General features: G+C 72.5%; 13 protein-coding genes and 1 tRNA gene. 13 read left to right on the top strand and 1 reads right to left on the bottom strand.

The annotated features are described in order from the left end of the window. Window positions 1–62 precede the first annotated feature (62 nt). From terL to CMO28_RS22980, 13 genes are read left to right on the top strand one after another with little or no spacing between them, the layout of a single operon-like run. Window positions 63–1,472: a phage terminase large subunit gene (gene terL, locus CMO28_RS23040; RefSeq protein WP_296717584.1), complete on the top strand. Its 1,410-nt coding sequence runs from the start codon at window positions 63–65 to the stop codon at window positions 1,470–1,472. 39 nt (window positions 1,473–1,511) lie between these two features. Next, entirely contained in the window at window positions 1,512–2,897 is a 1,386-nt protein-coding gene (locus CMO28_RS23035) for a DUF4055 domain-containing protein (RefSeq protein ID WP_296717582.1), read from the top strand. A 12-nt stretch (window positions 2,898–2,909) separates the two neighbouring features. Continuing rightward, window positions 2,910–3,494, top strand: a complete 585-nt coding sequence (locus tag CMO28_RS23030) for a hypothetical protein (RefSeq protein ID WP_296717580.1) — start codon at window positions 2,910–2,912, stop codon at window positions 3,492–3,494. Between the two features lie 33 nt (window positions 3,495–3,527). Continuing rightward, a complete protein-coding gene (locus CMO28_RS23025) occupies window positions 3,528–4,505 on the top strand; it encodes a major capsid protein (protein WP_296717577.1) in 978 nt (325 codons plus the stop codon). Between the two features lie 22 nt (window positions 4,506–4,527). After that, window positions 4,528–4,989 (top strand): DnaT-like ssDNA-binding protein, encoded by a 462-nt coding sequence (locus CMO28_RS23020; RefSeq protein WP_296717574.1) that lies wholly within the window; start codon window positions 4,528–4,530, stop codon window positions 4,987–4,989. Then, window positions 4,986–5,375 carry a hypothetical protein gene (locus CMO28_RS23015; protein WP_062761802.1) on the top strand — a complete coding sequence of 130 codons (390 nt, stop codon included), beginning with the start codon at window positions 4,986–4,988 and terminating at the stop codon, window positions 5,373–5,375. The genes CMO28_RS23020 and CMO28_RS23015 overlap by 4 nt, the downstream gene beginning before the upstream one ends. Continuing rightward, entirely contained in the window at window positions 5,375–5,803 is a 429-nt protein-coding gene (locus CMO28_RS23010) for a phage tail terminator-like protein (RefSeq protein ID WP_296717570.1), read from the top strand. Before CMO28_RS23015 ends, CMO28_RS23010 begins: the two co-directional genes overlap by 1 nt. Window positions 5,804–5,818: 15 nt before the next feature. After that, a complete protein-coding gene (locus tag CMO28_RS23005) occupies window positions 5,819–6,610 on the top strand; it encodes a hypothetical protein (protein WP_296717567.1) in 792 nt (263 codons plus the stop codon). 13 nt (window positions 6,611–6,623) lie between these two features. Next, the gene (locus tag CMO28_RS23000) at window positions 6,624–6,776 is read left to right on the top strand and encodes a hypothetical protein (RefSeq protein WP_014745833.1); all 153 of its coding nucleotides are present in this window, start codon (window positions 6,624–6,626) and stop codon (window positions 6,774–6,776) included. Between the two features lie 12 nt (window positions 6,777–6,788). Next, on the top strand, window positions 6,789–7,424 hold the full coding sequence (locus CMO28_RS22995) for a DUF2460 domain-containing protein (RefSeq protein ID WP_296717564.1): 636 nt from the start codon (window positions 6,789–6,791) through the stop codon (window positions 7,422–7,424). A 15-nt stretch (window positions 7,425–7,439) separates the two neighbouring features. Beyond that, entirely contained in the window at window positions 7,440–8,273 is an 834-nt protein-coding gene (locus CMO28_RS22990; RefSeq protein ID WP_296717561.1) for a DUF2163 domain-containing protein, read from the top strand. A gap of 2 nt (window positions 8,274–8,275) precedes the next feature. Then, on the top strand, window positions 8,276–11,563 hold the full coding sequence (locus CMO28_RS22985) for a phage tail protein (RefSeq protein WP_296717556.1): 3,288 nt from the start codon (window positions 8,276–8,278) through the stop codon (window positions 11,561–11,563). 43 nt (window positions 11,564–11,606) lie between these two features. Further along, complete coding sequence (locus CMO28_RS22980; protein ID WP_296717553.1) at window positions 11,607–13,061, top strand: DUF2793 domain-containing protein; 1,455 nt, start codon at window positions 11,607–11,609, stop codon at window positions 13,059–13,061. Window positions 13,062–13,109: 48 nt separating this feature from the next. Here CMO28_RS22980 and CMO28_RS22975 read toward each other — a convergent pair. Next, window positions 13,110–13,184: transfer RNA gene (locus CMO28_RS22975), tRNA-Val, on the bottom strand. Window positions 13,185–13,447 lie beyond the last annotated feature (263 nt).

Genomic DNA, 13,447 nt, shown 5'->3' with positions numbered 1-13,447 from the left:
CCACAATAGCCGGAGACGCACATGACGGGTTTTCTGCGGCCGCGCAGACGCCGTTTCCCGAGGTGACACACCCGGGGAACGCGCTGGAGCTGCTTGCCGCGCGCCACTTCCCCAGCTTCCTTGCCCGATGTTTCAACACCGTCGACCCCGGCAGCAGGTTTTTCGGCAACTGGCATATCGACCTGATGGCCGAATATCTGGAGGCGGTGCGCCGGGGCGAGATCCGGCGGCTGATCGTCAACGTGCCGCCGCGCTCGCTCAAATCCCTGACCATTTCCGTGGCCTACCCGGCCTGGCGGCTGGGGCATGATCCGGCCCTCAGGGTCGTCGTCGCCTCTTATGCCCATGAACTGGCGCGGCGTCATTCGCTCGACACCCGCGCGGTGATGAAGAGCGACTGGTACCGCAGCCTGTTCCCCGCAACCCGCATCCGCCGCGGCCGCGACCGCGCCCAGCGCTTCAGCACCACCGCCAACGGCTTCCGGTTTGCAACCTCCGTCGGCGGTACGCTGACCGGCGATGGCGGGGATCTGCTGATCGTCGACGATCCGCATGATCCGCGCCGCGCCCAGTCGGCGGCGCTGCGCGAGGCGACGCTGACCTGGTTCGACCAGACCTTTTCCACCCGGCTGAACGACAAGCGCCGGGGTGCGATGATCGTGGTGATGCAGCGCCTGCACGAGGCCGACCTTTCGGGCCATCTGCTGGCCCGTGGCGGCTGGACCCATCTGTCGCTGCCGGCCGAGGTGGAGAGCGCTCAGCGCATCCATTTCGGCAAGGTGCAGATGGTGCGCCATCCGGGCACGCCGCTGCATCCCGAACGCGAGGGCGGCGATGAACTGGCCGAGGCCCGGCGCATGCTGGGCGAGGCAGGCTATGCCGCACAGTATCTGCAGCGACCGGCACCGGCCGCGGGCGGGCTGATCAAGGCTGCCTGGCTGCGGCCTGCGGCCATGCCCGATCCGGCACGGGTCCGGCGGGTGCTGCAGAGCTGGGACACCGCCTACAAGGCGGACGCGCTCAACGATCCGAGCGTCTGCCTGACGGTCATTGAACATGAGGACGGGCTGCATCTGGCGGAGGTGTTCCGCGAGCGGCTGGAATATCCGGCGCTGCGGCGCGAGGCGGCCCGCCTGGCCGCGCGCTGGCGGCCCTCGGTGATCCTGGTCGAAGACAAGGCGTCAGGCCAGTCGCTGATCCAGGATCTGAAGGCCATGCCCGGTCGCCTGCCGGTTCAGGCGGTGCGGCCGGTGGCCGACAAGCTCACCCGGCTGGCGGTGACGACACCGCGGCTGGAGGCGGGCGGCTTCACCATCGAGGCGGGGGCGGGCTGGGCCGGTGATTTCGTCCGCGAGGCGACGATCTTCCCCAATGCCGCCCATGACGACCAGGTCGACGCGTTGAGCCAGCTGCTGTCCTGGCTGGATGCCGAACGCGGGCGCGTGGTCCGCCTCAAGCTGGGCGGTCTTTGAGACCACCCCACTTTTTCAGACATGTCGAGGACAAATCCGATGACGACATTCGGACCGGGCCCACCCGGTGTGCCGGGTGCTGCCGATCGCGTCCATCCGGCCCATGCCGCCCGCCGGGCCGCCTGGGCCCGCTGCCGCGACGTTGCGGCGGGGCAGGAGGCCGTGCATGCCGCCGGCGAACGCTATCTGCCGCGGTTGGACGGCCAGAGCGAGACGGCCTATCGCGGCTATCGCGACAGGGCGCTGTTTTACAACGCCACCGCCCGCACCATCGACGGGCTGAGCGGTCTGGTGTTCCGCAAGCCGCCCGAGATCGAGGCGGCACCGGGGCTCGCCCCCGTGATCGCCGATCCGACCGGCAGCGGCGACGGCTTCAGGCGCCTGGCCGAGCATGTGGTGGCGGAACTGCTGACCACCGGCCGGATCGGCCTGCTGGTCGACCATCCGCCCGGCGAGGCGGGGGGGCCGCAGAGCAGGGCCGCCGCGGCCGAGGCCGGGCAACTGCCCTATCTGGCACCCTATCCGGCCGAGGCGATCCTGGACTGGCGGCTCGATCGCGGCCATGGCCGCGCGGGCCGGCATCTGGTCCATGTGCTGCTGGACGAGGGCGAGGACGAGGCGGGCATCCGGCGCCGCCGGAGCCTGGATCTGGACCCCGACGGCATTTATCGCCAGCGCCTCTGGGCGAGCGGCGGCGGCGAGCGGCCGAGCCTGGTGGCAGAGATCGAGCCGCGTGCCGCCGGCCGGCCACTCGGCCGGATCCCCTTCCTGTGCATCGGCCCGCGCGGGCCGGGGCTGGAGGTGGCGCGGCCGCCGCTGCTCGACCTGGTCGAGGTCAACCTGTCGCATTACCGCACCAGCGCCGATCTGGAGCATGGCGCCCATTACACCGGGTTGCCGACCGCGGTGGTCACTGGCCAGCGTTTCGACGGCACGGAACCGCTGGCGATCGGCGCCGGTGAGGCCTGGGTGCTGGAGGCGCCCGAGGCCAGGGCCTTCTTTCTGGAATTCCGCGGCGAGGGGCTGGGCGTGCTCGAACGCCTGCTCGACCGCAAGGAGGCCCAGATGGCTGCACTCGGCGCGCGCATGCTGGCACCCGAGAAGAAGGTCGCCGAGGCGGCGCTGACCGCCGAAATCCACCGGCAGGGCGAGAATTCGGCGCTGTCGGCTCTTGCCCAGGCGGCCGGGGACGGGCTTGGCCGGGCGCTGGACCTGGCGAAGCCGTGGCTTGGCATCGAGCCCGCACCACCCACGCGCGTGGCGCTGAACACCGACTACTGGCCCCGGCCGATGGCCGCCGACGAACTGACGGCGCTGGTCGAGGCCTGGCAGAGCGGGGCGATCGCCCGCGGCGAACTGCGCCGGGCGCTCACCCGCGGCGAAATCCTGCCGGCCGGCGCCGCATCGGGCACCGCCGGCATTTAGGGACATCCGATCATGACCGACCAGACCCGGGAGGCACCGCCGGTGCCGCCCCAGGACACCCGCTTGCCCGAAGCTTCCCCCATGCCCGCGGAGCCCGGCCTGACCGAGAGCGGCGAGGCCGCTTCCGAAGAAGCCGCGGCCCTGGCCGCGCTGCGCGCCCGGCTGGATCGCCGGCACCGCGCCGAACTCGCCAGCCTTGCCGCCGGCATGGAGCGGGAACGCGGCGAGTTGCACCGCCTGCTCGTCGATCAGGGGCTTGAAACCGCGCTTGCCCGCGCCGGCGTGGCGCCGGCACTGGTCGCGGGGGCCGCGGCCCTGCTCCGCCCGTTGATCGAGGTGGCGGGCGACGAGGGCGCCCGCCTGCTGACCGCCCGGCTTGCCGACGGCAGCACCCGGCCGCTTGCCGACTTCGTCACCGACTGGGCCGCGGGCGAGGGGGCCGCCTATCTCGCCGCCCCCGACAGCCATGGCGGCGGCGCCCGCCCCGAAGCCGGTGCCGGCCGCCATCGCCGCCGCGCCGATCTGGGCGGGCCGGCCGAACGTGCCCGCTTCATCCGCGAGCATGGCCGTGCCGCCTATCTCGACCTCGATCCCTGATCTTCAGACCCTTCACACGAAAGACGTCACGATATGACCATTGGTACCCAACAGGACTTCCGCATCGCCCCCGAAGAATTCTTCGGGGGCATGGTCGAGGTCGTCGAACAGAACGCCGATGCCTTCAACGCCGCTTCGGGCGGGGCCATCCGGCTGGTGCCGGAACGCCGCCGCGGCCATTACGCGGCCGAAAGCTTCATCTCGCGCGTGGCCTCGCTCGTCACCCGCCGCAATATCGACGCGGTGGGGGGGGTGGCCGACACGCCGCTTGCCCAGGCCGAGACCGTCGGCATCAAGATCAACCGCCGGATCGGCCCGGTCGCCAACACCCTGGACAGCCTGCGCAAGCTGGGCCGCGACCCGGGCGAGATGTCCTTCCTGCTTGGCCGGCAGATCGGCAAGGCGGTGGCGGTCGACTATGTCGACACCGCACTCAGGGCCGCCTCTGCGGCGCTGTCGGGGGTGGCCGCGCTCGATCTCGACGTCTCGGGCGAGGCCGAGCCCGGCCTTGCCCACGGCACGCTGGTCCGGGCCATGGCCCGGCTGGGCGATGCCGGCGGCCGCATCTCGTGCTTCGTGATGCATTCCAAGCCCTATTACGACCTGATGGCCCAGAGCGTCGCCGACAAGGTGTTCGAGGTGGCCGGGGTCACGATCTATCAGGGCACGGTCGCAAGCTTCGGCCGGCCGACCCTGGTGATCGACAGCCCGGCGCTGGTGGCGCCGGGCACGCCCGACCGCTATCGGGTGCTGGGGCTGGTCGAGGATGCGATCGAGGTGGCCGAGAGCGAGGAGCGCTCGATCGTTTCGGACGTGATTACGGGACTTGAGAACCTGGTGATGCGCATTCAGGGCGAATACGCCTTCAACGTCCGGCTGCGCGGCTTCGCCTGGGACGTGGTGGCCGGCGGCATCAACCCGACCGATGCGGCGCTGGAGCAGAAGACCAACTGGCAGGTTGCCGCGGCCGACGTCAAGAGCCTGGCCGGCGTGCGGCTGACGGTGGCCTGAGGCACGACGGGAGGATCGTGCGATGACCGTCGCCACCTATGCCGACCTCGCCCAGGCCGATGCCCATCACGCCGCCCGCGGCCGGGCCGTCTGGGCCGATGCCGATGCCGGCCGCCGTCTGGCGGCACTGGTCGAGGCGACGGCCCATATCGATGCCTTCCACGACTTCATCGGCCAGCCTGCCGATGCCGGCCAGCCTCTGGCCTGGCCGCGGGTTGCGACCGGGATCGGGCTCGACGGCGTCGCCGTGCCGGCCCCGGTGGCACAGGCCTGTATCGAACTGGCGCTGGCGGCGCTGGACCGGCCGCTTGCCGAACAGGCGGCCGGCGGTGCCGCACGGCGGCTGACGCTCGGCGATGTCGCGATCGATTACGGCGAGACCCCGGGCGAGACGGCGGGGGCCGGCGGTGCGCTGGCGCTTGCCGCCCGTCTGCTGGCGCCTCTGGCTCCGGTGCGGCACCGCCGCCGGCTGGTGCGGACATGACCCGGATCGATGCCGTGCTCGGCCGGATGCTGGGCGATCTGCTGGCGGGGGCGGGCGGGCTTGCGCTCGACTGCGCGCTGGACCGGGTGACCGCCGCCTTCGACCCGGCGACCGGGACGACGACCGAGACCCGCACCCGGCTGGCGGCCGGGCGGCTGATCTGGGGGCGCGATCCCGTTGCCGCCGGGCAGTTGCCCGATCTTTCGGCCGCATCGGGCCCGCGCCGTCCGGCCCTGGTCGAAGGTCTGGGCGTTGCACCCGCCCCCGGCGACCTGATCGTGATCGGTCTCGCCGACTGGCGGGTGGGTGAGGCGATCCGCCCGGTGGCGGTGCTGGACCTTTGGCGGTTGCAGCTCAGCGCGCCGGCCGGCGGGGAGGGCGGGTGATGACCTCGCTCGCCCCGGATGTGCAGACGCGGCTGCGTGCCGCTTTCGATGCCCGGCTGGGGGCGGCGGCCGCCATGGCCGGCCTGCCGGTGCGCTGGCCCAACACCCGCGGCGGCCCCCCGCCCGCCGCGGGTGCCTGGCTGGTGCCGTCCCCGGGGCCGATGGAGGCGGCGATCGCCGGTACCGGCGGCCATGCGGCGCTGACCGGCCGCCAGACCGTCGAGGCGGTGGCCCCGCCCGGCACCGGCATGGCGGCGCTGGATGCCGCCGCCGATGTCGTGCTGGCGGCCTTCCCACCCGGCACGGCGCTGGAGGCGGGGGGCGGGGTCGTGGCCGGCCTGACCGGTCTCAGCCGTGCCGCCCTGACGCTGGATGCCGAGGGCGCCAGGCTGACCCTGGCGGTGTTCTGGCGCATCGACGGCGCCTGAGGAGGGGGAGATGACATGCAGATCCGATCCCCGGCACCGCTGGCGGTGCGGCTGGAGACGATGGCCGGCGCCGGTCTGGTGCCGGTGGTGACGGCGCTCGACCTGGAGATGACACGACCCGTCCGCACCGGTGCCGATCCGGCAGAGCCCGGCCAGCCGGTTCTGGCCGGGGGGCCGGTTGCGCCGATGCTTGAACTTGAGATGCCGGCGAGCCTTGCCCTGCTCGACCTGCTGGTGCCGTCGATGGGCGGGGGGCCGGCCCTGAGCGTGCTGATTGCTCCGGCTGCCGGCGGGGTTGCGAGCCGGATCACCGGCGCCCGTCCGGCGCGACTGACGCTCGACCTGGACGAGACCGGCCCGCCGCGGCTGGGGGTGCGGCTCCGCGGGCTCCCGGCTGAGCCCGAGACGGTTGCGGCATTCGGGCCGGCGGACACCTCGCCGCGGATCGCCCTTGGGGATGTCGGGCTGTGGATCGACGGGGTGGCACTGGCGCCGCTTCGGCGCTGCCGGCTGACCCTGGCAGTCCGGCTTCACGGCCAGACGGCCCCGGATCGACCGGTGCCGGTCGCCTGGCTGGGCGGGGGCGTGACGTTGACACTCGGCTTCGAGCCCGGAGTGACGGCGGCGACGCTCGCCGGCCACCTCGCTCTGGCCGGGACGGTATCGGTGATCCTGGATCTGGGGCGGGCCGGCGCCGGTCGGCGGCTGGTGCTGCCCCCCGGGCTGATCAGCGCCAACGGCTTCGACGGCACGGCCGTCGCCCTGGAACTCACCGCGGCCGCCCCCCCTGTCTGCACGGAATTCTGAGGAGAAACGAGACATGACCGAGACGGTCGATACCACGCCGCGGCCTGCCGCGGCCGATGAACTTGCCGGCCGGGCCGGGCGGCGTGACCGGCTGGAGCCGGGCCGGGCCTGGGCGGCCCGTGCTGCGGCAGAGGCGGCCGAACGCGCGCGCCGCCGCGATGGTTGATGGTCGGATGCGATGATCGAGGATTTTCACGACATCCGCTTCCCCGAGGACATCGCCTGGGGGTCTGCGGGCGGGCCGGTATTTTCCACCGATGTCGTGGTGCTGGCTTCGGGCCATGAGCGGCGCAATGCCGACTGGGCCGAGGCGCGCGCCCGGTACGACATCGCCATGGGCGTGCGCGGGCTTGAACAGCTGGCCCGGCTGATCGCCTTTTTCCGCGCCCGCCGTGGCCGGGCCTGCGGTTTCCGCTTCAAGGACTGGACCGATTGCAGCAGCGATGCCGGCAATGGTCCGCCCGGGCCGCTGGACCAGCCGCTGGGCCAGGGGGACGGCAGCACCACCGGCTTTCAGCTGATCAAGCGCTACGAGGCGCCGCCCTGGCATGTGGACCGGCGGATCGTGAAGCCCGTCGCGGGCAGCGTGCGGGTGGCGGCGGACGGGGCCGAGCTGCCCCCGGCGGCCTTCGCCGTCGATGCCGCGACCGGCCTGGTCAGCCTTGCCGTGGCGCCTGCGGCAGGGGTGGTGCTGACGGCCGGCTTTGCTTTCGACGTGCCGGTCCGCTTCGACACCGACCACCTGCCGGCGACGCTGGAAGACTATGGCATCGGTGCGCTGCGTGCGGTGCCGCTGGTCGAGATCCGGCTTTGAGGGAGGGGAGACACCATGCGCACGACCTCGGCGGCGCTTGCCGCCGCACTGACCCGGCCGCTGGGCAGCCTGGCCCGGCTCTGGCGGGTGGAACGCCATGACGGCGCGGTCATCGGCCTGACCGATCATGACCGCGATCTCGTGGTCGAGGGCACGCTCTACCGCGCCCGCGCCGGCATGGTGCCGGGGGCGGTGGATGCCCGCACCGGGCTTGGGGTAGACGGGCTGGATGTCGGCGGGCCGCTGGATGACGACGCGATCTCGGCCGCGGATATCGCCTGCGGGCGGTTCGACGATGCCCGGGTGGACTTCGCCATTGCCGACTGGACGGCGCCCGAAGCCGGGCGGCTGCTGCTGGCGGCGGGCCGCATCGGCGAAATCTCCATCACCGGCAGCCGCTGGCGGGCAGAGCTGCGGGGGGTGTCGCAGCGCCTGCAGCAGGGCATCGGCATCGCCTATGGCCCAGATTGTACGGCCGATTTCGCCGATGCCCGCTGCGGCGTGACGGTGGCGGGCACGGGGTTCGAGGTCGACGGGGTGATCGCCGCGGCAACCGCCACCGCGATCGCCGATCCCGCCCGGACCGAGACGGCCGGCTGGTTCGACGGCGGCCGCCTGACGATCCTGGACGGCGCACTTGCCGGCCTTGTGGCCGATGTCGCGACCAGCACGCAAGGCGGCATCGTCCTGGCCCGGCCGCTGCCGACGGCACCCCCGGCCGGCTGCGGCTACCGGCTGCGGGTCGGCTGCGACAAGCGGATCGCGACCTGTGCGGCGCGCTTCGACAATACGGTCAATTTTCGCGGCTTTCCCTTCACACCCGATCCGGGCGCGCTGGAGGCGGAGTGATCATGGCCGGGTTCTTTCTCACTTCGCTGATCAGCGGGCTGCTGCCCTCGGGCGGGCTGGGTGATGCCTTGGGCAGCCTGGCGCGCCGGGCGGCGAGCGGCGGGTTCGAGCCGCGCGAGGGGCCACGGCTGCAGGATCTGGCGGTCCAGACCACCGGCCATGGCCGGGTCATTCCCCGGGTCTATGGCAGCGTGCGGCTGGCGGGCAACATCATCTGGGCGCGGCCGATTACCGAACGCCGCCGCATCATCCCCGTCACCACATCCGTCGGCGGGGTGTTCGGCATTCTGGGCGCCGGCCGGCTGCTGTCGGCCGGGCGGGTGGAGTACGAGTACTTCGCAAGCTTTGCCGTGGGTTTCGCCCAGGGGCCGATCCTGGGCATCCGGCGGATCTGGGCCGACGAGACGCTGATCTGGTCGGCCGATCCCGCGGCGGGGCTGGCCGGCATTGCCGCCTCTGCCGCGCCCGGCCGGTATTTCCGGCTGTATCGAGGGACCGCCGATCAGGCGCCGGATCCGCTGATCCTGGCCCATGAAGGGGCGGCTGCGACACCGGCCTTCCGCGATCTTGCCTATCTCGTCTTCCAAAACCTGCCGCTTGCCCCCTATGGCAACCGGGTGCCGCTGATTGAGGCCGAAATCGTGCGCGGCAGCCCCGTGGTGGCGGGGGTGGATCCCGCCGCCTTTGCCAGCGTCACGCCGGTTGCCCGCGACGGCCTGCGGCGGCTGCCCTCGCCGATCGCCGGTACGCCGATCGATGTGCTGACGGGGCCGGCGGGTGGGATTGCCGGCGATAACGCCTATGCCTGGACGGATGCCTGTACCTCGATGGATGGCGGGGTGGAGGATGGGGCGATCGCCCGTCATGTGACCGCGAGCGACATGGTGAACCGGGTCCGCCATGTCGCCCGCCAGCGCAGCTCCGGCGGCCGCTGGCTGGCGGAGGAACGCTGGAGCCACGCGATCCCGCTGACCTCGGCCCGGCGTGGCTGCGCCTGGGCGCCGGCCGACCGGCCGGTGCAGCTTTATGCGCGCGACGGCGAGGCGGCGGCTGTGTTCGTGGAAATCGAGACCGGCCGCCATCGGCTGGTGGCCCTGCCCGGGATGGTGGCGGGCGATGTCCGCGGTGTCAGCGCCTGGGGCACGCGGATCTGGATCCTGGGCGGCCGGCCGGGCGGCCTGTTGGCGCTTTGGGCGCTGGATGACAGCGGCAGCGACGTGGAGGCCACGATGATCCTGGACGGGTTGCCGGCGGCACGGACGCTGATGCGCGGCGACGACGGAGGCCTGCTGCTGCTGTCGGCTGCGCGGCTACGCCATCTTGCCGGGCTGACCGCCACGGCCGACCGGGACCAGACGCTCAACCCCTGGCCGGATCAGCGGCCGGTCGGCCTGCACCGGGCGGCGGACGGCATCGTCGTCGTGGTCTTCACCGACCGGGTGGCGCAGATCGATCGGGCGGGGCGGGTGGCGACGACGCCGGTCGAGATCGAGCCCGGCCATGTGGTCGGCTTTGCCGCGGGGCGCGGGCGGCTGATGGCCGTGCCCTGGGTGCCGGCGGGCGACAATGCCGCCTGGATCGACCGCTGGCTGGCGCTCACCCGGCCGGCGGAGACCGCGGATCTGGGGGCGGTGATCGCCGATCTGGCCCAGGCCGCCGGTGTGGATCCGGACGAGCTGGACCTGACCGGCGTCAGCGGCATGGCGCTGCGCGGATATGTCGTCGCCCGCCAGGGCAGCGCGCGCGAGGCGCTGGAGCCCTTGCTCGCCAGCTGGTTCGTGGATGCGGTGGAGCGCGACGGCCGACTGGCCTTCGTGCCCCGCGGCGGGCCGGTCACCGCCGTGATCGACCCGGGACGGCTGGGGGCACATGGTGCCGGCGACGAGCCGCCGCCGCTGGTGGAGCGCACCCGCATCCAGCAGGCCGAGATGCCGCGCGAGATCGGTGTCGCCTTCATCGACGGTGCCGCCGACGGTCGGCCGGGTCTGGCCCGGGCCCGGCGCAGCCTTGCCGGGGCCGAGGATCGCCAGGCGGTGGAACTGCCGCTGGTGCTGACGGCGGACGAGGCGGCGCGCATCGCCCGCACGCTCGCCGACGAGGCGCTGGTGGGGCGCGACCGCTGGCGTTTCCGGCTGGGCTTCGGCGATCTGCTGCTGGAGCCGGGCGATGTGATCGCGCTTGCACCCGATCCGCGCCTGCCGATGATGCCGGCCCGGCTTCGGATCGAACGCATGGCCTTCGGTACGCCCGGGCTGATCGAGGTGGAGGCCGTGGCCGACCATGACGGTCTGCATGCCACGGCCCGCCCCGGTGCCGATGACATCCCGCCGGTGACCACGGCCCCGGCACGCGCCGAAGGCCTGGCCGAGGTGACGGTGCTGGATCTGCCGCCGGTGGTGGAACCCGCCCCCGATCCCGGGCTGGTGGTGATGGTCACCGGCGGTGGTGGCGGCCTCAGGGCGGCGCGGGTGGAGGTGGCCGACAGGGCCGACGGCCCCTGGCGAGAGGTGGCGGTGCTGGCGCCTGCCGCGAGCGGCACGGCAACCACCCTTCTGGCGACGGGCCCGGCGACGCTCCGCGACGACCTGGCCAGTGTCACGGTCGATTTCGGCGACGATCTGCGGGTCGATGCCGGGATCACCGAGGCCGATGCCGAAAGCGGCCGCAGCCTTGCCCTGGTCGGGGCCGAGATCCTGAGCTTCGGGGCGATCGAGCGGGTGTCGGCCGGTCTCTGGCGTCTGTCGCGGCTGCGGCGCGGGCTGCGCGGCACCGAGGCGGCGATCGGCGCCCATGCGATCGGCGAGACCGTTCATCTTCTGGATCCCGAGCGGCTGGCGGTGATGGGCTGGCGGCCGGCCGATATCGGCGCCGTGCTGCATTTCCGGGCGGTGACGCCTGCGGGTGCGATCGGCCCCACCCGCATCCACAGCCTGACCGGCGCCGGGTTGCGGCCGTTCCGGCCGGTCGATCTTCAGGCGAAGCGCCAGACCGACGGCTCGGTGCTGATCCGCTGGCTGCGCGCCGACCGCCTGGCCGGCTGGACCGACGGCGCCGACGAGCCGATGAGCGAGACGGCCGAGCGCTACCAGTTGGACATCCTGGCGAGCCCGATCGAGACGGCAGCCATCCGCCGCACGGTGATCGTCGAGGGCGCCGGCAGCTGGAGCTATTCCGCCGCCCAACAATACGCCGACTTCTTCACCTCACCCGCCACTCTTGGCCTGAAGGTCGCACAGATCGGTGCGGCGACCGGGCCCGGCCCGGCGCGCTATGCGACCGTGGTGCCCTGAGGGCGCGTTCCGTCTTTTCCGTCAGATCCTGAAAGGTCCGGCTATGGCCGATGCCACGCCGCGCCTGGGGCTGCCGCTGCTTGCGGCCGCCCAGGCGCAGAAACACGTCACCCATAACGAAGCCCTGACCGTGCTGGATGTTCTGGCGCAGATCGCGGTCAAGAGCCGCAGCCTGACCCTGCCGCCCGCCAGCCCGGCCGAGGGCGATGCCTATCTGATACCGTTCGGGGCCTCGGGCGCCTGGGCCTGGCGCGACGGGCAGCTTGCGCTCTGGACCGCGGGCGGCTGGCGCTTCATCACCGCCCGCGACGGCTGGGTGGTGCTGGTCGAAGCCGAACAGGCCTTCGTGGTCCGCCGGGCCGGTGCCTGGACGGCGACCACCATGCTGGCCCACAGCCATGCCACCACCGAAGTCACCGGGTTGGATGCAGTACTTGCGACCCGGGTTTCGAAGGTCGGCGACGTCATCACCGGCCGGCTGGATGTCGGCCAGAAGCTGGTGGTGGGCGACAGCAGCGCGGTCGATGCCGAAGGGCTGGTGGTGCGCCATCCGACCGCGGCCACGGTTTCGGCCCATGTGAATGCCGGCGGCGAAGCGGCGCTGGCGCTGCGCGAGGCCGGCAGCCGCAAGGGGGCCCTGGCCTGGCAGGGGGGCAATATGCGGTTGCGGACCGACATTGCCGCACCGCTGGTGCTGGCGACCCAGGGGGTGGACCGGCTGACCGTGCCGGCCGATCGGGCGGCACTCGGCATCGGCACCGCGGCGCCGGCACAGGGGCTGCATCTGGCCGGTTCCGCGGTGGGGCTGCGCCTGCAGGCGACGGGCGGGGCCGCGCGCAGCTGGGATCTGATCCAGACCGCCGACGGGCATCTGGAGGTGATGGATGCAGGCGTCGGCACCGCCATGATCAGGCTGCGCAGCGTGACCGCGGCCGAAGGGGCGGAGGCCGTGATGATCGGCGGCCATGCCGGGGTCAGCGCCCGGTTCTACAATGTCGCCGGATCGGGCGGTGGCCCCGCCTGTGCGCTGGCGCTGGGTGTCAACGGCACGACCGGGCGCTCGCTGAATGCCGCCGGCACGATCAACGCGGCCGGGGCGGATTTCGCCGAATATGTTCCCCTGGCGCCGGACTGCCGGGCGGTGACGCCCGGCACGGTGGTCGGCATCGATCAGGACGGGCGGGTCACCGACCGCTTCGAGGCCGCGATCGCCTTTGCCGTGGTCTCCACCGCACCGGCGCTGGTCGGCGGCGATACGGGGGGCGACGAACCGGCGGCCCGGATCGCCTTTGCCGGCCGGGTGCCGCTGCGGCTGACGGGACCGGTGGTGCCCGGGCGGGTGGTGGTTGCGGCGGCGGCCCTGGCCGGGGGCATTCTGGCCCGCTGCCTGGGCCCTGACGAGCGGCTGAGCGATGCCTGCGACCCGCATATCCTGGGCCGCATCTGGCGCAGGCTGGGGGCCGATACGGCCGAGATCGCGGTGCGGGTGGGGGCCTGACATGAACAAGGCCCCCGCAATCCGAAGATTCCGGGGGCCTTGTCGAATTGGTGGGCGCGACAGGGATTGAACCTGTGACCCCACCCGTGTGAAGGGTGTGCTCTACCGCTGAGCTACGCGCCCGCAGGATCGGGTCGGTGCCGGCTTTCGCCGTCCCGGCCGCCTGAGGTGCGCGCTTTATATGGCCCTGCATCATGGCTGTCAAGCGGGTGATCGCAGGCAGATTGCAGTTTCGTGATGGGCCATCCGCCGACCGCCGCAGGCGGTGCGTCTGCAACATTCCGTAACGCGAAGTGATTGGCAGCGGATGGGTGGCTCTGCTACCCCCTGAGATCGGAACCGCGGTCTGCCGGCCGCGGGATGACCTGACAAGCACGGAGTTGGCC

Source organism: Tistrella sp., assembly GCF_002684955.1.
GTDB lineage: Bacteria > Pseudomonadota > Alphaproteobacteria > Tistrellales > Tistrellaceae > Tistrella > Tistrella mobilis.
Note: the sequence above shows the minus strand (reverse complement) of the source record. Positions and strands in the feature narration are given on the sequence as shown.

Excerpts from the sequence above, each read along its gene's own strand:
- CMO28_RS23035 (WP_296717582.1), top strand. The coding sequence starts at position 1,512 with ATGACGACATTCGGACCGGGCCCACCCGGTGTGCCGGGTGCTGCCGAT.
- CMO28_RS23030 (WP_296717580.1), top strand. The coding sequence starts at position 2,910 with ATGACCGACCAGACCCGGGAGGCACCGCCGGTGCCGCCCCAGGACACC.
- CMO28_RS23025 (WP_296717577.1), top strand. The coding sequence starts at position 3,528 with ATGACCATTGGTACCCAACAGGACTTCCGCATCGCCCCCGAAGAATTC.
- CMO28_RS23020 (WP_296717574.1), top strand. The coding sequence starts at position 4,528 with ATGACCGTCGCCACCTATGCCGACCTCGCCCAGGCCGATGCCCATCAC.
- CMO28_RS23015 (WP_062761802.1), top strand. The coding sequence starts at position 4,986 with ATGACCCGGATCGATGCCGTGCTCGGCCGGATGCTGGGCGATCTGCTG.
- CMO28_RS23010 (WP_296717570.1), top strand. The coding sequence starts at position 5,375 with ATGACCTCGCTCGCCCCGGATGTGCAGACGCGGCTGCGTGCCGCTTTC.
- CMO28_RS23005 (WP_296717567.1), top strand. The coding sequence starts at position 5,819 with ATGCAGATCCGATCCCCGGCACCGCTGGCGGTGCGGCTGGAGACGATG.
- CMO28_RS23000 (WP_014745833.1), top strand. The coding sequence starts at position 6,624 with ATGACCGAGACGGTCGATACCACGCCGCGGCCTGCCGCGGCCGATGAA.
- CMO28_RS22995 (WP_296717564.1), top strand. The coding sequence starts at position 6,789 with ATGATCGAGGATTTTCACGACATCCGCTTCCCCGAGGACATCGCCTGG.
- CMO28_RS22990 (WP_296717561.1), top strand. The coding sequence starts at position 7,440 with ATGCGCACGACCTCGGCGGCGCTTGCCGCCGCACTGACCCGGCCGCTG.
- CMO28_RS22985 (WP_296717556.1), top strand. The coding sequence starts at position 8,276 with ATGGCCGGGTTCTTTCTCACTTCGCTGATCAGCGGGCTGCTGCCCTCG.
- CMO28_RS22980 (WP_296717553.1), top strand. The coding sequence starts at position 11,607 with ATGGCCGATGCCACGCCGCGCCTGGGGCTGCCGCTGCTTGCGGCCGCC.